This is a genomic window from Microbacterium hydrocarbonoxydans (assembly GCF_000956475.1).
GTDB classification, from domain to species: domain Bacteria; phylum Actinomycetota; class Actinomycetes; order Actinomycetales; family Microbacteriaceae; genus Microbacterium; species Microbacterium hydrocarbonoxydans_A.
In genome coordinates this window covers 914,159-932,690 of record NZ_JYJB01000010.1, presented here as the reverse complement: position 1 = coordinate 932,690, position 18,532 = coordinate 914,159, and the positions used below count along the sequence as shown (strand labels likewise).

Genomic DNA, 18,532 nt, shown 5'->3' with positions numbered 1-18,532 from the left:
CGAATAATTGGAAAGGTCTTTACCGGAAAGAACCTTTACTATAACCTCGCTTCGAGGGCGGGTCATCGTCCGCTCTGCTCGACAAAGTCAACGAAGCCCTTTGAGACGAGGTTCCCATGCTCGACAAACGCTGGAGGAAGGCCCTTCCTCTCGTGGCCGGCGCCGCCGCGCTCGCACTGACGCTCGGCGGGTGTGCTCCCGCCGCCGACAGCTCGTCCGCCGATCGCCCGCTGCGGATCTGGTCGGGGTCCATGACGCCGATCGCGAACAACTTCAACCCGTTCGCGGTCGACACCGCGACCCACATGACCTACGGCGCCATCTACGAGCCGCTCTTCTTCTTCAACCAGCTCTCCGCCGACGACCCCATCGGCCTGATCGGCGATTCCTACGAGTTCAACGACGACGGCACGGTCCTCACTATCAGGATCAAGCCCGACCTCAAATGGAGCGACGACAAGGACCTCACCGCGCAGGACGTCGCGTTCAGCCTCGGGTACGCCTCCAACCTCGACCCCGACATGGTGTCGGCGGAGGTTACGGACCCGACCACGGTCGTCGTCACGTACAAGACGCCGAAGTTCACCTCGGCATCGATGATCCTCGGCTCCACCTGGATCGTTCCCGAGCACATCTGGGCTGACATCACCGATGTGCTGGCCGAGACCAACCCGAATCCGATCGGGTCGGGGCCCTACAGGCTCAAGGCCTTCACCGAGGCCGCCTACACGCTGGAGGCGAATCCGCTCTTCCGCGAAGGCGAGCCGGACGTCAAGGAGGTGCAGGACGTCGGGATCGACTCGAATCAGTCGTCGGAGGACCTGCTGAAGACCGGCAAGCTCGACTGGGTCGGCCAGTTCGTCGCCAATCCCGACGGCATCACGTCGAACGGTCGCATCAGCACCATGAACCAGCAGCAGGATCCGACCGTCATCACCACGTGCGCCGACGCCGCTCTCGGCTGCGAGGGCGCTCAGACCGACCTCGCCGTGCGGCAGGCCCTGAATCTTGCGATCGACCGCGGCGCGATCACGGACAAGGCGTTCGCGGGACTCGCCGGCGTCGCCTCGCCGAGTTTCGCGCTGCTGCCCCGCGACGAGAAGTGGCTGGGCGACCCCGAGCTGGCCGAGAGCCCGCAGGACGCGGATGCGGCAGCAGCCGCGAAGATCCTCGAAGCCGCCGGCTACTCGAAGGACGACGAGGGCTTCTACGGAAAGGACGGGACGACCATCGAACTCGACCTGTTCTCGCCCGACGGCTGGACCGATTACAACGACGCGGCCAAGCTGATCGCCGCGCAGGCGGCGAAGGCGGGCATCCGGATCAACGCTCGAACCGTCTCGGAGGCCGAGTACTGGAGTCAGGTCGCGAACGGGCAGTTCCAGCTCGCGCTGTACGGTCTGACGCAGTCGCTCGTGGCCGATCCCTACTCGAACTACGACCAGTACTTCGCCACGCCCGCCACGGCCGAGGTCGGACAGACCCCCGAGAAGGGCCAGAACTACGCGCGATACACGAACCCGGTCGTCGACGCGGCGGTCGCCGAGGCCGGGAGCACTCTCGACGAGACCACGAAGAAGCAGGCCTACACGACGATCCAGACCGAGATCGCCCGTGACCTGCCGTATATCCCCGTGGTGCTGAACGCCTCGCAGTCGTTCTTCAACACCAGCGACTTCACGGGCTGGCCGACGACCGACGACATGTACGCGGCTCCGCTGCCGTACCTGTCGACCGCATCCGCGGTCGTGCTGACGCACCTGCGCCCGGCGAAGAAGTAGGACGCCTCCCGTGGAACGATCCCTCGAGAGGTGGACGACATGACCTTCTGGATCCGCCGAATCGCGTTCTACCTCGTGACGCTCTGGGCCGCCGTCTCCCTCAACTTCCTGCTTCCGCGCATCCTGCCTGGCGACCCCGTCGCGATCATGCTGGGCAAGCTCCGCCGCGGTGGACGCCAGCTGTCGCAGGAGACGGTCGACGCCGTCACGGCGCTCCTGGGCGGAGACAGGGGATCGAGTCTGTGGGATCAGTACCTCGCCTACTGGGGTCGGATGCTGCACGGTGACCTCGGGATCTCCTCGACCCGATACCCGACCCCGGTAGGCGAGCTCATCGGACAGGCGCTGCCCTGGACGGTGACCCTCGTCGGCGCGGCCACCATCATCTCCTTCGTGCTCGGCATCATCGGCGGGGCATGGGTGGGCTGGTTCCGCGGCACGTGGGTCGATCAGCTCGTGCCGATCACGACCTTCCTCCAGTCCATCCCGTACTTCTGGCTGGCGCTCGTCCTCGTCGCGGTGTTCTCGGTGCAGCTGGGGCTCCTGCCCATCATCGGCGCCTATGACGTCTTCGAGTACCCGATGGGACCGGATTGGAGCCTGCCGTTCTTCGGCAGCGTGTTCGTGCACGCGCTCCTCCCCGCCGCGACGATCGTGATCTCCTCGGTCGGCGGCTGGCTGCTCGGGATGCGCAACATGATGGTGCAGACCATGGCCGAGGACTACGTCCTCACCGCAGAGGCCAAGGGCCTGCGGCCCTCCCGCATCCGCAGCGCGTACGCGGCGCGCAACGCCTCGATCCCGAGCCTCGCCGGCTTCGGGATCGCGCTGGGATTCGTCGTCGCGGGCTCCATCGTCACCGAGCAGGTGTTCAGCTACCCGGGCATCGGCAAGCTGATGATCCAGGCGGTGCAAGGACTCGACTACGCGCTGATGCAGGGCGTCTTCCTCGTGATCACGCTCACGGTGCTGGCCGCGAACTTCCTGATCGACCTGCTGTACGGATTCATCGACCCGAGAGTGCGACGCAATGGCTGACCTCCTCACCGCGCCCGCGGCCGACACGACGCAGGCCCTGGCGGTGTCCAGGGCGCGCCGAACGATGCCGCGGCTGTCGGGCAAGCTGCTCACCGGCATCGTCATGATCGCCGCGATCATCGCGTTCGGCGTTCTCGGCCCGCTGTTCACCGTCGACCCCAGGGATGCCGGCTTCGACCCGTTGCTTCCGCCCAGCGCGGCGCATCCGCTGGGCACATCGAAGCTCGGCTACGACGTGCTCGCCCAGGTCGCGATCGGCACGCAGGGGTCGCTGTTCGTCGGCGCCGTGGCGGGGCTCGTCGCGCTGCTGCTCGCGCTGATCTTCGGTGTTCTCGCCGGGTACTTCGGGGGGGCCCTCGACGAGATCCTGATGCTGCTGACGAACATCATGCTCGTGATCCCCGGTCTGCCGCTCGTGATGGTGATCGCCGCCTACGTGCAGCACACCGAGGGGCTCGGGGCGCTGGCTCGCAGTTCGCTGCTCGTCGCGCTCGTCCTCGGGATCACGGGGTGGGCGGGCTCGGCGGTGGTGCTGCGGGGCACCGCCCGCTCGCTGCGGACTCGCGATTACGTCGCAGCATCCGTGGTCGCAGGGGAGCGGCCGCTGCGCGTGATCTTCGTCGAGATCCTGCCCAACCTCGTGCCGCTGCTGGCGGCCCAGCTCATCTTCGGCGTCATCTTCGCGGTGCTGGGGGAAGCGGGTCTCTCCTATCTCGGTCTGGGGCCGACGGGATCGATCACGCTGGGGACCGTGCTGAACGACGCACAGACGGGCCAGGCCGTCGGCAGCGGCGCATGGTGGTGGTTCGTGCCGCCCGGGGCGATCATCGCCCTGATCGGCACGGGCCTGTCGCTCATCAACTTCGCGATCGACGAGATCGTGAACCCGAAGCTCAGGCTGGCGCCGGCAGCGGCTCGAAGGCAGCGCCGTGCACATCGGATGGGCCGCGGCATCGGCGGAGAGGAGGTCATCGCATGAGCGGTGCAGAAGCCGTCCTGACGGCGAGTGGCATATCGATCGAATACGAGGTGGATCCGCCCGTGAAAGCCGTGCGCGACGTCTCGTTGACGCTGAACCGCGGGGAGATCCTCGGGCTCGCGGGGGAGTCGGGGTGCGGCAAGACCACGCTCGCCTACGGACTGAACCGTCTGCTCAAGGCTCCGGCGCTGATGACCAGCGGAACGATCGTCTTCCACGACCGGTCGGGCAGCGACATCGACGTGGCCGGCCTCGACGGAGAGGGGTTGCGGGCGTTCCGGTGGGACAAGATCTCGATGGTGTTCCAGGGGGCGATGAACTCCCTGAATCCGGTGATCGACGTGCGGGCGCAGATCTTCGACATCTTCGACACGCATCGGCCAGGGATGAGCCGACGGGACAAGCACCGCAGAGCGGAGGAGCTGCTGACGCTCGTCGGCGTCGATCCCGCACGGCTGTCGTCCTTCCCGCACGAGCTCTCGGGCGGCATGCGTCAGAGGATGATGATCGCGATGGCGCTGGCCCTGGACCCTCAGGTCATGATCATGGACGAGCCGACCACGGCGCTGGATGTCGTGGTGCAGCGCGGCATCATCAGGGAGATCATGCGTCTGCGCGAGCGGCTGGGCTTCGCGGTGATCTTCATCACGCACGACCTGCCCATGCTGATCGAGATCAGCGACCGCATCGCCGTGATGCTGGAGGGCCGCATCGTCGAGGAGGGCACGGCGGAGGAGATCTACCGCTCGCCGCAGCACGAGTACACCAAGCGGCTGCTGTCGAGCTTCCCCTCGCTGACAGGCGCGCGAGGCGACTTCGTGCGCACAGGCGCAAGTCAGGAGGGCGTTCGATGAGCGCGGATGCTGTCATGACGTCGGTTCTCGAGGCACGCAGCCTCACGAAGGACTTCCATCTGAGGTCGGGGCTGCGCACCACGACGCTGCATGCGGTGAATGACGTGTCGTTCACGGTGCCGGCCGGCAGGACCCTTGCGCTCGTGGGGGAGTCCGGGTCGGGCAAGTCGACGATCGCTCGGATGCTGATGAAGCTCGAGACTCCGACGAGCGGGCAGATCCTGCTGGACGGGGCGCTGACCGGCCGGCGAGGGCGGGAGCTCGCTCACTACCGCTCCGAGGTGCAGATGGTGTTCCAGGATCCGTTCGCGTCGTTGAACCCGTTCCACACGATCGCGCATCACCTCGAGCGGCCGATCCGCATCCACCATCCGCGGCTGATGCGAGACCAGGTCCGCCGCAGAGCTCTCGAGCTCCTGGAACGCGTGCGCCTGTCGCCTGCCGAGTCGTTCGCGGATCGACGTCCGCACGAATTGTCGGGCGGCCAGCGGCAGCGGGTCGCTATCGCCCGAGCACTCGCCCCGGGAGCGCGGTTCATCATCGCCGACGAACCCGTCTCGATGCTGGACGTGTCGATTCGTCTGGGAGTGCTGAACCTGCTCGCCGAGCTTCAGCGCGAGGAGAACCTCGGCGTGCTCTACATCACCCACGACCTCGCGACCGCGCGGCACTTCAGTGACGACATCATGGTGCTCTACAAGGGCGACGTCGTCGAGCGAGGACCCGCAGACGAGGTCATCCTGAACCCTCGTCATGACTACACCAGAACGCTGCTCGCTGCGGCTCCCGAGCCCGAGAACCTCGGGCGCCTGCGCGACGAGGTCCGCGCAGAGCTCGGCGGTCGCTGACCGCCACGGCGAACGAACGCCGGCGACCGGCCCGTCGCAGAAGCGGGCGGAGCTGAACGCACCCGGAACAGCGGAAGGAGCACCATGTCCCAGATCGACCCAGGCACGTCGTCGTGGTTGCGCACGCGCAACGACCGCGAGGCGCTGCGGCTGTTCTTCGAGCACGGAGCTCTCACCCGCACCCGCCTCGGCGAGCTGTCGGGGATGTCGAAGCCCACGGCGACGCAGATGATCGCCAGGCTCGAGCGCGCAGAGCTGCTCCACCCGGTCGGCGAAGTCGCCGGCAGTCGCGGGCCGAGCGCCGTGAGCTGGGGCGTGCGTGACGATCAGGTCACGGGCGTCGCGGTGAACATGCTCGACGACGGCATCCACGCCGTGCTCGTCGACGCCCTAGGGGGCGAGCATCCGATCGTGGAGGTGCCGGTTCTCGGCGAGGAGCGCTCGCCCGAGCGCGACGTCGGTCGCGCGATTCAGGCCGCGTGCGCTGCATCCGGAGCAGATCCGAGAAAGGTCGAGACAGTCGCCGTAGGACTCCAGGCCGCTGTCAGCGGTGACGCCGACTCGCTGTCGCTCACCGACTCGCTGCCAGGGTGGCCGCCCTCGGGTTCGCGCGCGCTCATCGAATCCAGCCTGGGCGTGTCGGCGACGCTCGAGAACGACGTCAATCTCGCCACCATGGCCGAGCGCTCCTTCGGAGTCGCCCGGGCGGCGGGCAGCTTCGCGTTCCTGTGGATCGGCGTCGGCCTCGGTGTAGGCATCGATCTGGGCGGCGTGATCCATCGCGGAGCTCACGGCGGTGCCGGCGAGATCGGCTATCTGACCGTCGCCGCCGGACCGGGAGAGCCTGGCTCCGTGACCACCGCGCTCCTCGGCTCCCCGTTCATCTCAGCGCTCGCAGGCACCGCGCGATACCCGAGCGGCATCTCCCATCTCTCCGATGACGAGGACGCCCTGCGCGAGGTCGCCCGGCGCGTCGCGATCACGCTGGAACCGGTCCTCGCCGTCCTCGATCCGCAGCTCGTGGTGCTCGGCGGCCCCACCGCACTCGCGGGCGGGGTGCGCCTCGCCGGACTCGTCGCGGAGGGCGCGCGCAGCGACGGAAGGCCGATGCCGGAGGTCCGCCTCAGCGGCACCGGCGCCAGCTCCGTCCTCGCCGGGGCTCGCAGCCTCGTGGTCGAGCAGATCCGCAGCCGCCTCGAAGACCGAATCCCCACGCAGTGACCACGCGTCACGAACAAAGAAATCACAAGGAGAGCAGATGCGACTCGCCATCGTCGGCGGTGGATCGACGTACACCCCGGAACTGATCGACGGCTTCATCCGGCTTCAGAAGGAGCTCCCGATCGAGGAGCTCGTCCTCATCGACACCGATCCGATGCGACTCGACCTCGTCGGGGGCATGGCTCGACGCATGTTGGCGCGTGGCGGCCATCCGGCGCATCTGACGACGACGAGCGACCTCGTCTCCGGCGTCTCCGGAGCGGATGCCGTGCTCATCCAGCTGAGGGTGGGCGGGCAGGACGCCCGGGAGCAGGACGAGTCCTGGCCGCACGACGTCGACTGCATCGGCCAGGAGACGACAGGTCCCGGCGGACTCGCCAAGGCGCTGCGCACGGTTCCGGTCGTGCTGCGGATCGCCGAGGTCGTGCGCGAGCACGCCAAACCGGACGCCTGGATCGTCGACTTCACGAATCCGGTCGGCATCGTCACGCGGGCTCTGCTGCAGGCAGGGCATCGCGCGGTCGGGCTGTGCAACGTGGCGATCGGATTCCAGCGTCGGTTCGCGGCGGACGCGGGCGTCGACGCCGATCGGGTGCACCTCGCGCACGTGGGCCTGAACCACCTCACGTGGGAGCGGGGTGTCTTCATCGACGGCGTCGACACGCTGCCGCGCGCCCTGGAGACGCGGCTCGGGGAACTCGCGGACGACGTCGAGCTCCCTTCCGTTCTGCTCGCGCAACTCGGTGTCATCCCCTCGTACTATCTGCGGTACTACTACGCGCACGACGAGGTTCTTCACGAGCAGAGGCGTTCCGCCACGCGCGCACAGGAGGTGCGGGCGATCGAACAGGAGCTGCTCGGTCTCTATTCGGACACCGCGCTGGACACCAAGCCCGAGATCCTGGAGAAGCGAGGCGGGGCGTTCTACTCCGAGGCGGCCATCGAGCTGCTCATGGCCATTCGCGGCGGCGCCGACGTGCCGCGCGTCGTGAACCTCCGCAACGACGGGGTGCTGCCGTTCCTGCCGGACGACCACGTGATCGAGGTGCCGGCGCGCTACGTCGACGGCCGATTCGTCGCCGAACCGGTCGCGGCACTGCCCGACGACATCAGCGGGCTCATCAGCGCGGTCGCCGGATACGAGCGCCTGGCTCTCGACGCGGCCCTCCACGGCGGGCGTGACCGCGTGCTGCGCGCGATGCGTGCGCACCCGCTGGTGCTGCAGCATGAGCGTGCCGAGAAGCTCACGGACCTGCTTCTCGCCGCGAACTCCCGGTTCCTGGAGTGGGCGTGACGGCGGCGGCGCCTGACGTGATCCTCGCGGTCGACGGCGGCGGCTCCAAGACCGACGTCGTGCTGCTCGACACCGACGGCACTGTGCTCGCCTGGGAACGGGGGGAGGGCTCGAGCCCGCAGCTGGAAGGCCTCGATCGATCGGTGCGCATCATCGACGCGCTCGTGGAGCGGGCGCTGGGCGAGCGAGAGGCCGCATCGCTCAGGCACGTCGGCCTGTATCTCTCGGGACTCGACCTGCCCGACGAGATCGACGCGTTCCGCGGCGCTGTGGCGCATCTGCCGTGGGCGCGCGGGCAGCTCCTCGCCGAGAACGACCTGCACGCTCTGCTTCGTGCCGGCACCGACGCGACCGACGCGGTCGCCGTCATCTGCGGCACCGGTATGAATGCGATCGGCGTTCGCAGCGACGGGGCCGTGGTGCGGTTCCCGGCCCTCGGCCCGCTGTCGGGGGACTGGGGCGGCGGCAGCGAGCTGGGAGATGCCGTGGTCTGGCACGCCGCCCGCGCCGAAGACGGCCGGGGACCGTCGACCCGCCTGCACGGGATGCTGCTCGACGCGGCAGGTGTGCCCAGCGTGGGCGCGCTCATCGAAGATGTGCACCTGGGCCGACGCGATGACGGCTTCGCGCGCCTGGCTCCGCTCATCTTCGACGCCGCACTGGCAGGGGATGCTGTGGCTCGCAGCGTCGTCCGGCGGCAGGCCGACGAAGTCGTCGCATACGTGACCGCATGCGTCACCCGTCTCGGCCTGCTCCGGCACGACGTGCCTGTGGTGTTCGGCGGCGGGGTCGCCCGAGCGCGCGACCCCCTCCTGCTCGGGAGCATCGCCGCAGGTCTCGCCGAGCATGCCCCGCGCGCACACCTCGAGATCGTCGACGCGCCTCCCGTGCTCGGCGCCGCGCTGCTCGCTCTCGGAGACACCGGCGCGGATGCCGCCGCGCTCGGGCGGGCGAAAGCATCCCTGAGCTCGGATGCGCGGTTCGCCGGGCCGCTGACGGCATCCGCTCTCTGACCGGATACGCGAAGGGCGCCCCGACCTTCACGGTCGGGGCGCCCTTCGCGTCTGTTCCGCTCAGCCGAGAGTGAGCGCCTCGCGGAGCAGGGCCGCCTGCTGCGCGGCGTGAACCTTCGACGAGCCGGTCGCGGGCGACGCGGACGCCGGACGTGAGACGGGGCGGAACGTGCGGTCGCCGGGGACGTCGGCGAATGCGAGAGCCAGGAACGGCCAGGCGCCCTGGTTCTCCGGCTCCTCCTGCACCCACACCAGCTCGGCATTCGGGTAGGAGTCGGTGATCGCCTTGAGCTCGTTGATCGGCGTCGGGTACAGCTGCTCCAGGCGCACGAGCGCGATCTCGGAGTTCGGGTTCTTCTCGAGCTCGGCGCGCAGGTCCCAGTGCACCTTGCCGGAGTGCACGAGCACGCGCTTCACGGCGGAGCGATCGAGACCGCGGTCGTCGTCGATCACCGGCTCGAAGCGGCCGCTCGTGAACGCCTCCACGGGGCTGGTCGCTCCACGCAGACGCAGCATGGCCTTGGGGGTGAACACGATCAGCGGCTTGCGCGGGCGGGCGTAGGCCTGACGACGCAGCAGGTGGAAGTGGGACGCCGGCGTCGACGGACGCGCCACGATCATGTTCTCCTGTGCGCACAGCTGCAGGAAGCGCTCGATGCGGGCGGAGGAGTGGTCCGGTCCCTGGCCCTCGTAGCCGTGGGGGAGCAGCAGGGTCACGCTCGACTGCTGGCCCCACTTCTGCTCGGCCGCCGAGATGTACTCGTCGATCACGGACTGGGCGCCGTTCACGAAGTCTCCGAACTGCGCCTCCCACAGCACCAGCGCCTCGGGAGCCTCCACCGAGTACCCGTACTCGAAGCCGAGGGCGGCGTACTCGCTGAGCAGCGAGTCGTACACGAAGAAGCGGCCCTGCGCGTCGGACAGATTCGACAGCGGCAGCCACTCCTGGCCGTTCGCGCGGTCGTGCAGGGTCGCGTGCCGCTGCACGAACGTGCCGCGGCGCGAGTCCTGACCGGCCAGACGCACCGGGGTGCCCTCGACGAGCAGCGAGCCGAAGGCGAGGAGCTCGCCGAAGCCCCAGTCGATGCCGCCGTTGCGGCTCATGTCGAGGCGCTTGTCGAGCAGTTGCTGGATCTTCGGGTGCACCGTGAAGCCCTCGGGCTTGTTCACGAACGCGTCGCCGATGAGCTGGATCACCTCGGCGGGAACGCCGGTGACCTCCGGCGCGCCGACCTGCTCGTCCACGGGCAGCAGGTCGGGGGCGATCGGAGTCGCTCCGGTCTCTGCGGCGTGCGTCTCGGCGAACGCGATCTCGAGGCGGTTCTGGAAGTCGGCCTTGGCCTGGTCGTATTCCTCCTCGGTGATGTCGCCGCGGCCCACCAGCGACTCGGTGTAGAGCTTGCGCACCGAGCGCTTGGCCTGGATGAGGTCGGTCATGAGCGGCTGCGTCATCGAGGGGTCGTCGCCCTCGTTGTGGCCACGGCGGCGGTAGCACACCAGATCGATCACGACGTCGCGGTGGAAGCGCTCGCGATACTCGAACGCGAGCTGCGCGACGTGGATGACCGCTTCGGGGTCGTCGCCGTTCACATGGAACACCGGCGCCTGGATCGTCTTGGCGACGTCGGTGGAGTACACCGAGGTGCGGCCGTCGTTGGGAGTGGTCGTGAAGCCGACCTGGTTGTTCACGACGACGTGGATCGTGCCACCCGTGCGGTAGCCGCGCAGCTGCGACATCTGCAGGGTCTCCACGACGACGCCCTGGCCGGCGAACGCCGCGTCGCCGTGCACGAGGATGGGCAGCCAGGTGAAGGTGCCGATCGGCTTGCGGTCCTGCTTGGCGCGGACGATGCCCTCGAGGACGCCGTCGACGGTCTCGAGGTGCGAGGGGTTCGCCGCGAGGTAGACGGGGAGCTCGGCGCCGTCCTCGGCGACGAAGGTGCCCTGGGTGCCGAGGTGGTACTTCACGTCGCCGGAGCCGCGCTGGTTGCCCGGCGTCTGGTGTCCCTCGAACTCCTGGAACACCTGGCCGTAGGTCTTGCCGGCGATGTTCGTGAGCACGTTCAGGCGGCCGCGGTGGGCCATGCCGATCGCGGCGCCCTCGAGGCCGGCGTTCGCCGCGCCCTGAAGGATCTCGTCGAGAAGCGGGACGAGCGACTCTCCGCCCTCGAGCGAGAAGCGCTTCTGCCCGACGAACTTGGTCTGCAGGAAGGTCTCGAACGCCTCGGCCTCGTTGAGTTTGCGGAGGACCCTCAGCTGCTCGTCGTGGCCGGGCTTCTGGTACTTGACCTCGACCTTCTCCTGGAACCACCGGCGCTGCTCCGGGTCCTGGATGTGCATGTACTCGATGCCCACCGTGCGGCAGTACGAGTCGCGCAGCACGCCGAGGATGTCGCGGAGCTTGGCGACGCGCTTGCCGCCGAAGCCGCCCGTGACGAACTCGCGGTCGAGATCCCAGAACGTGAGGCCGTGGTTCTCGATCTCGAGGTCGGGGTGAGAGCGCTGCACGTACTCGAGCGGGTCGATGTCGGCCATCAGATGGCCGCGAACCCGGAACGAGTTGATGAGCTCCTGCACGCGGGACTGCTTGTCGACGCGCTCGGCGAGGTCGACCGCGATGTCGGGGTTCCAGTGGATCGGCGCGTAGGGGATGCGCAGCGCCGCGAAGATGTCCTCGTAGAAGCCGCGCTGGCCGATGAGCAGCTCGTGCACCTTCTTCAGGAACTCGCCGGAGCCGGCGCCCTGGATCACGCGGTGGTCGTAGGTGCTGGTGAGGGTGATCGTCTTGCCGATCGCCAGCTCGTTCAGCGTCTTCTCGCTCGCGCCCTGGAACTCGGCCGGGTACTCGAGCGCGCCGGCGCCGATGATGCAGCCTTGGCCCTTCATCAGACGCGGGACGGAGTGCACCGTGCCGATGCCTCCGGGGTTGGTCAGCGACACGGTGGTGCCCTGGAAGTCGGCTGCGGTGAGCTTGTTGCCGCGGGCGCGCGTAACGAGGTCTTCGTAGGCGACGAGGTACTCGTTGAACGTCATGGTGTCGGCACGCTTGATGCTCGGGACCATGAGGGCGCGCGTGCCGTCGGGCTTGGGCAGGTCGATCGCGATGCCGAGGTTGACGTGCGCGGGGGCGACCACCGACGGCTTGCCGTCGATCTCGGCGTAGAACACGTTCTGGCTGCGGAACTCGTCGAGAGTGCGGATCAGGGCCCAGCCGATCAGGTGCGTGAAGCTGATCTTGCCGCCGCGGGTACGGGCCATGTGGTTGTTGATGACGATGCGGTTGTCGATCATCAGCTTCGCGGGCACCGTGCGAACGCTGGTCGCCGTCGGCACCGTGAGCGACTCGTCCATGTTCGCGGCGAGGGTCTTGGGCAGGCCGCGCAGGGGAGTGACCTTGTCCTCGTCGACCGGGTCGGCGGCTGCACCCGACTCCTTGGCCGCGGGCTTGGGAGCCTGGGCGGGGATCGGTGCGGATGCCGCGGGCTTGGCGGTGGTGCGCGCGACGGGCTGTGCGCCGATGACCGGGATCGGGGCGGTCACGGGGTGGGCGGTCTCGGTCGGAGCGGCCTGGCGGGCGGAGGAGCCGGCCGTGTCGGCCTCGTACTTCTCCAGAACCGGCCACCACTCCTTGTCGACGGAGTCGCGGTTGGTCTTGAACTGCTCGTAGAGCTCTTCCACGAGCCAGGAATTGGCTCCGAACCCCCCGTCGCCCCCGCCGCCGGTCACCTGGTTCGACACGCTCGATCGCCCTCTTTCATCGCTGAATCTCACATGTGCTCGCGCAGGCGCAGGATGCGCTCGGGTCCGCACACTCTCGACCAACAAGCCTAACGTGTTTCCCCAGACGATTCGTCGCGACGGCACGCCACGAGACGGCATATCTCGGTACCGTGGAGGGATGGAGTTCGCAGGAGAGCAGCCCACCGTCGACCTCACCTATTCGGACGTGTTCCTGGTGCCACGCCGATCGGGAGTCACGAGCCGCCTGCAGGTCGATCTGACCCCGCACGACGGCACGCCGGCGACGCTGCCGCTCGTCGCCTCGAACATGAACTCGGTCACGGGGCCGCGGCTCGCAGCGGCGCTGGCGCGGCGCGGCGGGCTCGGCGTGCTTCCCCAGGACATGCCGCTGCAGGATCTGGACGCGGCGATCCGCGACGTCAAGTCGCAGCCGGTGCTGTGGGACACGCCGATCGCGCTCGCACCCTCGGCATCCGTCGCCGACGCTCTTCGCCTGCTCCCTGCGACAGCGGGACACGGGATCGTGGTCGCCTCCGGCGATGCGCCGTATGCCGCGGAGCGGATCCTCGGCATCCTTCCGGCGACCCGGCTCGCGACCGCCTTGCCGGACGCACAGCTCGGCGATCTCGTGCACGCGGGCACTCCCGCGCTGGATGCGGATGACATCGGCTCCGAGCGTCATGCCTTCGACGTGATCACAGACGCGGGTGTCGAGATGGTCTCGGTGATGCACCACGGGCATCTGGTCGGCACGCTCAGTGCACGCAGCGCCCTTCGCTCCACGCTGTACCGCCCCGCACTCGACGCCGACGGCCGTCTCGCGGTCGCCGCCGCGGTGGGCATCAACACAGACGTGGTGTCGAAGGCGAAGGCTCTGGCGGCCGCCGGCGTCGACGTGCTGGTTCTCGACACCGCCCACGGTCATCAGGAGGGGATGCTGCGCGCACTTTCTCAGGTGTCGGCCCTGGGCCTGGGGCTTCCCCTCGTCGCGGGGAACATCGTCACTGCCGACGGCGTGCGCGACCTGGTCGAGGCGGGGGCGTCGATCCTGAAGGTCGGCGTGGGGCCGGGGGCAATGTGCACGACTCGCATGATGACCGCCGTCGGCCGCCCGCAGTTCTCGGCCGTTCTGGAGACCGCGGAGGCCGCTCGAGAGCTCGGCGCGCACGTCTGGGCCGACGGGGGCGTGCGCTATCCGCGGGACGTGGCCCTGGCGCTCGCGGCGGGTGCGGCATCCGTCATGATCGGCTCGTGGTTCGCCGGCACGATCGAAGCTCCTGGCGAGCTGCAGCGAGACGCCGACGGTCGCCTGTACAAGGAGTCGTGGGGCATGGCCTCGACGAAGGCCGTGCAGGCGCGGTTCGGACGGCTCGACGCGTACGAACGGGCGCGCAAAGAGCTGTTCGCCGAGGGCATCTCCTCGTCGAAGATCTATCTCGATCCGCTGCGCCCCGGTGTGGAGGACCTCCTCGACATGATCACGTCGGGCGTGCGCTCGTCGTTCACCTACGCCGGCGCGTCGTCCGTGCCGGAATTCCACGAGCGCGCGCACGTCGGCCTGCAGTCCGCGGCCGGGTACGAAGAGGGCAAGGCGCTGCCGGTCAGCTGGTAGGAGACCGGCGTCCGCCGCTTGGGCGTCCGCCGCTCGGGCGTCCGCCGCTCGGGCGTCCGCGTCTCCGGGATCCGCGTCTGCGGGATCCGCGTCTCGGCTCCCGCATCGACGTTCACGCTGTCCTTCTCAGCTTCGCGCTGCTCTTCTCCAGGTTGCGCTGTCGATGTCGGCTCGCGCTGCTGAAGTTTCGGCAGCGCGAGCTGATTTGAGCCGCGCGACGAGGGGAACAGCCGCGGGCGGTTCACGCCCGCCGCGTTGATCCGGTGAGTCCGTCTCGTGCGCGCCGGGTGGGTCTCTTCCTCGGAATCGCGCTGCTCTCCTGAGGGCTGTGCTGTCGATGTTGGCTCGCGCTGCTGACGTTTCGGCAGCGCGAACGGACTTGAGCCGCGCGATGCGGGATACAGCAGCGCGAGGTGCGGTTGTCGCCGAGATGACTTCTCCTGCACATTCGTGCGTGAGCCGATCAGGGCTTCACCTCCTGTGGAAAGCGAGTGGATGCTGTCGCCGCGGTGGCAGGGTTCGGTCATGGGGATTCGCACCGAGCATCCGATCGTCGTCCACCGCCGTCGTGACCGGCCAGATATCGACGACCGACGATTGGCCGCCGAGGTGAAGGCCGGCTCGGTGACCCGCATCGTGGCGGGCAGCTTCGCACGCACGGACGAATGGCAGGCCCTCACGCCCATGAACCGACACTTCACCAGGGTGCTGGAAGTGGCTGACCGAGCGCGAGGACCGGTGGTCCTGATGCTGAACTCCGCGGCGGCCGTGCACGGCATGGACCGGATCGGCGCCTGGCCCGACAGGGTGGACGTCCGTATCCCTCGAGCCTCAGGCGGGCGATCTTCAGGAGCGGTGCGCCGACACGCGCTCGGCTTTGACGATGTCGAGCTCATGGAGTGGCGCGGGCATCTCGTGACCACGCCGGCGCAGACTGCGCTCGATCTCGCCGCGGCGTCGCAGTTCCGGGATGCCGTCATCGCCATCGATCAGGCGCTCTGGGAGCGGAGGAAGGGCGGTGCGCTCACGGACGTCGACGCACTTCGCGCACTCGTCGACGCGACCTGGCGTCGCGGCTTTCGCCGGGTGCCGGCGGCGATCGCGTTCGGGACGCCTCTCTCCGACTCGGTGCGAGAGTCGGAGGGGCGAGTGCTCCTGGACAGACTGGGCTTTCCGCGGCCGGTGCTGCAGAAGAAGTTCGTCCTCCCGAACGGGCGCATCGCGCGACCGGACTACTACTTCGAGGACTTCGATCACGCTGCCGAGTTCGATGGAACCGGGAAGTACTTCGACCCGGATCTCCTCGCCGGCCGCACGCCGCAGCAGGCGCTGCTCGAGGAGAAGGACCGGTCGGATGCCCTGCGGCGAATGGTCTCGGCGTTGTCCAGGTGGCGGACGCCTGCCCACCTGAAGCCGACGCTGCTCTACGACATCCTCACGGCGGACGGTCTGCCGTCGCGCTTACCCCGTCCGCGGGGACACTGAACGACAGCATCCGCCCCGCTCGCGCTGCAGAACTTCACGTAGCGCTGTTGAACTACGCACGCGCTGCAGAAGCTTCGATAGCGCGAGTACGATCCAGCAGCGCGAGCACGATCCAGCAGCGCGAGCGGGAGAAGCGCAGCGCGAGCGGGAGAAGCGCAGCGCGACCGCCATCCGCCCCGCCTACAGCGGACTTCTGTACAATCGTGACCACCATGGACGACCCTCCCAGTTGCAGTAGATCGCCCCACAGCCCGCCTCTCGGAAGCGAGAGGAGACTCTGATGGATTACGTCCTCCTGGGCGTGGGGCTCCTGCTCACAGTCGGAACCGGCCTGTTCGTCGCGAGCGAGTTCGCGCTGGTCAATCTCGACCGCGCCGACCTTGAAGCGCGCCGCGCGCGTGGTGAATCACGACTGTCCCTCACGATCGGCGCCCTCCGGCACACCTCCACGCATCTCTCGGCGGCGCAGCTCGGCATCACCCTCACGACCCTGCTCACCGGGTACACGATGGAACCCGCGCTGTCGAACCTCCTGCGGCCGACGCTCATGGCTTGGAGCATCCCCGAGGCGGCGATCGCGCCGATCGCAACCGTTGTCGCGATGCTCGTGGCGACCGCACTGTCGATGATCCTCGGCGAGCTCGTCCCGAAGAACTTCGCCCTGGCTCTGCCGCTGGCGACGGCCAAGCTCGTCATCCCGTTCCAGGTCGCGTTCACGACCGTCTTCAAGCCGGCCGTCGTCGTGCTGAACGGCAGCGCCAACGGAGTGCTGCGCAGCATGGGGATCGAGCCGAAGGAGGAGCTCTCGGGCGCCCGCACCGCCGAGGAGCTCTCCTCCCTCGTGCGCCGCTCCGCCAGCGCCGGCGTCCTCGAGGAGGACACGGCTACTCTCCTCGACCGCACCCTGACCTTCGCGCGCCTCACGGCCGCCGACGTGATGACGCCTCGTCCGAGCATGCACGCGATCTCCGCGGGCGATTCCGCCGACGACGTCATCCAGCTCGCGCGCCGCACGGGGCACAGCCGCTTCCCGGTGTACGACGACGATCTCGACGACATCACCGGTGTCGTGCATCTCAAGGCGGCGATCTCCGTGCCGCGAGAGCGCCGCGCCGAGGTGCCGGTGGGCGCCCTGGCCACGGAGCCTCTGCGTGTGCCCGAGACGGTGCACGTCGACGGACTCATCTCCGAACTGCGCGCCCGTGGCTATCAGCTCGCGGTCGTGGTCGACGAGTACGGCGGCACGGCAGGTCTGGTGACGCTCGAGGACCTCGTCGAGGAGATCGTCGGAGAGGTCTCCGACGAGCACGACCGCACCCGCGCCGGCGTGATCGTCGGACGCGACGGCGTGACGTTCCCGGGCGAGCTCCGCCCCGACGAGCTGCGCAGCCGCGCCGGCGTCGACGTGCCGGAGGGCGACGTGTACGACACCGTCGCCGGCTACGTCATGAGCGTGCTCGAGCGCGTCCCCAAGATCGGCGATGAGGTACCCGTCGATTCAGGGCTCCTGCAGGTCGTGCGCATGGACGGCCGCCGCATCGACCGCATCCGCTACGTCCCGAGTGCGGATGCCGGCACCGAGGAGGCGGCCCGATGAGCGACTGGGCAGGAATCGTCTGGCTCGTCGTGCTGCTGCTCGGCAACGCCTTCTTCGTCGGCGCCGAGTTCGCGGTGATCTCTGCTCGTCGTTCTCAGATCGAGCCGCGTGCAGAGGCCGGCTCGCGCTCGGCCAAGACCGCGCTGTACGCGATGGAGCACGCGACGCTCATGCTCGCGACCTCGCAGCTGGGCATCACGATCTGCTCCCTGCTGATCCTGAACGTGTCGGAACCCGCCATCCACCATCTTCTGGCGGCTCCCATGCACGCCTTCGGATGGGCGGATGCCGCGGTCGACGCGGTGTCGTTCGCGATCACCCTGCTGATCGTCTCGTTCCTGCACGTCGTGTTCGGCGAGATGGTGCCCAAGAACCTCGCGTTCTCGGTCCCGGATCGGGCGGTGCTGCTTCTCGCCCCGCCGCTGGTGTGGGTCTCGAAGGTGTTCATGCCCGTCATCTGGGTGCTGAACGCCTCGGCGAACGGCGTGCTGCGCCTTTTCCGCGTCGAGCCGAAGAACGAGGCCGCATCGACCTTCACACTCGACGAGGTCGCCACGATCGTCGATCAGTCGCGTCGCGAGGGCATCCTCTCCGATACGGCGGGGGCGGTGGCCGCGGCCGTCGAGTTCACGGACAAGAAGGCCCGCGACATCGCGGTGCCGCTGAGTCAGCTCGTGACCCTTCCGCAGTCGACCACACCGGATGACATCGAGAAGGCCGTCGCGCGCTACGGGTTCTCGCGTTACGTGATCGTCGACGAGGAGAGCACCGCCATCGGATACGTGCACCTCAAGGACGTGCTGCGTGCATCCGACGGCCCGAACGCCGCCGCGAAGCTCGCCGAGCCGGTGCCCGCCAAGCGCATCCACCACATGGTGCCGGTGCAGGAGGACACGGACCTCGAGGACGCGCTCGCCTTGATGCGCCGTGCCGGCCGCCACCTGGCCAGGGTGCGCGACGCCCGCGGCGAGACCATCGCGGTGCTCTTCCTCGAGGACATCCTCGAGGAGCTGGTCGGCGAGGTCCGCGATGCGACCCGACGGGTGCGCGGTCTCTGACCGCGCACCCG

The 18,532-nt window shown here is 68.6% G+C and carries 14 protein-coding genes; 12 read left to right on the top strand and 2 right to left on the bottom strand.

The window, feature by feature from the left end; genetic code table 11:
- Window positions 1-116 precede the first annotated feature (116 nt).
- The 8 genes from RS84_RS17110 to RS84_RS17075 all read left to right on the top strand — a co-directional run bounded on the left by RS84_RS17110 (window position 117) and on the right by RS84_RS17075 (window position 9,028).
- Window positions 117-1,781, top strand: a complete 1,665-nt coding sequence (locus tag RS84_RS17110) for an ABC transporter substrate-binding protein (RefSeq protein WP_045258935.1) — start codon at window positions 117-119, stop codon at window positions 1,779-1,781.
- Window positions 1,782-1,820: 39 nt separating this feature from the next.
- The gene (locus RS84_RS17105; RefSeq protein ID WP_045259290.1) at window positions 1,821-2,819 is read left to right on the top strand and encodes an ABC transporter permease; all 999 of its coding nucleotides are present in this window, start codon (window positions 1,821-1,823) and stop codon (window positions 2,817-2,819) included.
- A complete protein-coding gene (locus tag RS84_RS17100; RefSeq protein WP_045258934.1) occupies window positions 2,812-3,798 on the top strand; it encodes an ABC transporter permease in 987 nt (328 codons plus the stop codon). The genes RS84_RS17105 and RS84_RS17100 overlap by 8 nt, the downstream gene beginning before the upstream one ends.
- Window positions 3,795-4,652: an ABC transporter ATP-binding protein gene (locus RS84_RS17095; RefSeq protein WP_045258933.1), complete on the top strand. Its 858-nt coding sequence runs from the start codon at window positions 3,795-3,797 to the stop codon at window positions 4,650-4,652. The genes RS84_RS17100 and RS84_RS17095 overlap by 4 nt, the downstream gene beginning before the upstream one ends.
- A complete protein-coding gene (locus tag RS84_RS17090) occupies window positions 4,649-5,500 on the top strand; it encodes an ABC transporter ATP-binding protein (RefSeq protein ID WP_045258932.1) in 852 nt (283 codons plus the stop codon). Before RS84_RS17095 ends, RS84_RS17090 begins: the two co-directional genes overlap by 4 nt.
- Before the next feature lie 84 nt (window positions 5,501-5,584).
- Window positions 5,585-6,721: an ROK family transcriptional regulator gene (locus tag RS84_RS17085; RefSeq protein ID WP_045258931.1), complete on the top strand. Its 1,137-nt coding sequence runs from the start codon at window positions 5,585-5,587 to the stop codon at window positions 6,719-6,721.
- A gap of 37 nt (window positions 6,722-6,758) precedes the next feature.
- Complete coding sequence (locus RS84_RS17080) at window positions 6,759-8,015, top strand: 6-phospho-beta-glucosidase (protein ID WP_045258930.1); 1,257 nt, start codon at window positions 6,759-6,761, stop codon at window positions 8,013-8,015.
- Entirely contained in the window at window positions 8,012-9,028 is a 1,017-nt protein-coding gene (locus RS84_RS17075) for an N-acetylglucosamine kinase (protein ID WP_200892032.1), read from the top strand. The genes RS84_RS17080 and RS84_RS17075 overlap by 4 nt, the downstream gene beginning before the upstream one ends.
- 60 nt (window positions 9,029-9,088) lie before the next feature.
- Here the strand turns inward: RS84_RS17075 and RS84_RS17070 are convergent, their stop codons facing one another.
- A complete protein-coding gene (locus tag RS84_RS17070) occupies window positions 9,089-12,766 on the bottom strand; it encodes a multifunctional oxoglutarate decarboxylase/oxoglutarate dehydrogenase thiamine pyrophosphate-binding subunit/dihydrolipoyllysine-residue succinyltransferase subunit (RefSeq protein ID WP_082062243.1) in 3,678 nt (1,225 codons plus the stop codon).
- A gap of 160 nt (window positions 12,767-12,926) precedes the next feature.
- Between RS84_RS17070 and RS84_RS17065 the strand changes: the two genes are divergently transcribed.
- Entirely contained in the window at window positions 12,927-14,381 is a 1,455-nt protein-coding gene (locus RS84_RS17065; RefSeq protein WP_045258928.1) for a GuaB1 family IMP dehydrogenase-related protein, read from the top strand.
- Here RS84_RS17065 and RS84_RS19385 read toward each other — a convergent pair.
- On the bottom strand, window positions 14,276-14,908 hold the full coding sequence (locus RS84_RS19385; RefSeq protein WP_160298190.1) for a hypothetical protein: 633 nt from the start codon (window positions 14,906-14,908) through the stop codon (window positions 14,276-14,278). The genes RS84_RS17065 and RS84_RS19385 overlap by 106 nt on opposite strands.
- Here RS84_RS19385 and RS84_RS18805 point away from each other — a divergent pair.
- The 3 genes from RS84_RS18805 to RS84_RS17045 all read left to right on the top strand — a co-directional run bounded on the left by RS84_RS18805 (window position 14,907) and on the right by RS84_RS17045 (window position 18,521).
- Window positions 14,907-15,866, top strand: a complete 960-nt coding sequence (locus RS84_RS18805) for a hypothetical protein (RefSeq protein WP_152641866.1) — start codon at window positions 14,907-14,909, stop codon at window positions 15,864-15,866. The two genes, RS84_RS19385 and RS84_RS18805, sit on opposite strands and share 2 nt — an antisense overlap.
- A gap of 280 nt (window positions 15,867-16,146) precedes the next feature.
- The gene (locus RS84_RS17050) at window positions 16,147-17,463 is read left to right on the top strand and encodes a hemolysin family protein (protein WP_045258926.1); all 1,317 of its coding nucleotides are present in this window, start codon (window positions 16,147-16,149) and stop codon (window positions 17,461-17,463) included.
- Window positions 17,460-18,521: a hemolysin family protein gene (locus RS84_RS17045; protein WP_045258925.1), complete on the top strand. Its 1,062-nt coding sequence runs from the start codon at window positions 17,460-17,462 to the stop codon at window positions 18,519-18,521. The genes RS84_RS17050 and RS84_RS17045 overlap by 4 nt, the downstream gene beginning before the upstream one ends.
- Window positions 18,522-18,532: the final 11 nt, after the last annotated feature.

What these genes read in the sequence shown, in the direction of transcription:
- RS84_RS17080 (WP_045258930.1), top strand. Translation starts at nt 6,759, where the DNA reads ATGCGACTCGCCATCGTCGGCGGTGGATCGACGTACACCCCGGAACTG.
- RS84_RS17050 (WP_045258926.1), top strand. Translation starts at nt 16,147, where the DNA reads ATGGATTACGTCCTCCTGGGCGTGGGGCTCCTGCTCACAGTCGGAACC.
- RS84_RS17110 (WP_045258935.1), top strand. Translation starts at nt 117, where the DNA reads ATGCTCGACAAACGCTGGAGGAAGGCCCTTCCTCTCGTGGCCGGCGCC.
- RS84_RS17095 (WP_045258933.1), top strand. Translation starts at nt 3,795, where the DNA reads ATGAGCGGTGCAGAAGCCGTCCTGACGGCGAGTGGCATATCGATCGAA.
- RS84_RS17100 (WP_045258934.1), top strand. Translation starts at nt 2,812, where the DNA reads ATGGCTGACCTCCTCACCGCGCCCGCGGCCGACACGACGCAGGCCCTG.
- RS84_RS18805 (WP_152641866.1), top strand. Translation starts at nt 14,907, where the DNA reads ATGGGGATTCGCACCGAGCATCCGATCGTCGTCCACCGCCGTCGTGAC.
- RS84_RS19385 (WP_160298190.1), bottom strand. Translation starts at nt 14,908, where the DNA reads ATGACCGAACCCTGCCACCGCGGCGACAGCATCCACTCGCTTTCCACA.
- RS84_RS17105 (WP_045259290.1), top strand. Translation starts at nt 1,821, where the DNA reads ATGACCTTCTGGATCCGCCGAATCGCGTTCTACCTCGTGACGCTCTGG.
- RS84_RS17045 (WP_045258925.1), top strand. Translation starts at nt 17,460, where the DNA reads ATGAGCGACTGGGCAGGAATCGTCTGGCTCGTCGTGCTGCTGCTCGGC.
- RS84_RS17090 (WP_045258932.1), top strand. Translation starts at nt 4,649, where the DNA reads ATGAGCGCGGATGCTGTCATGACGTCGGTTCTCGAGGCACGCAGCCTC.
- RS84_RS17065 (WP_045258928.1), top strand. Translation starts at nt 12,927, where the DNA reads ATGGAGTTCGCAGGAGAGCAGCCCACCGTCGACCTCACCTATTCGGAC.
- RS84_RS17085 (WP_045258931.1), top strand. Translation starts at nt 5,585, where the DNA reads ATGTCCCAGATCGACCCAGGCACGTCGTCGTGGTTGCGCACGCGCAAC.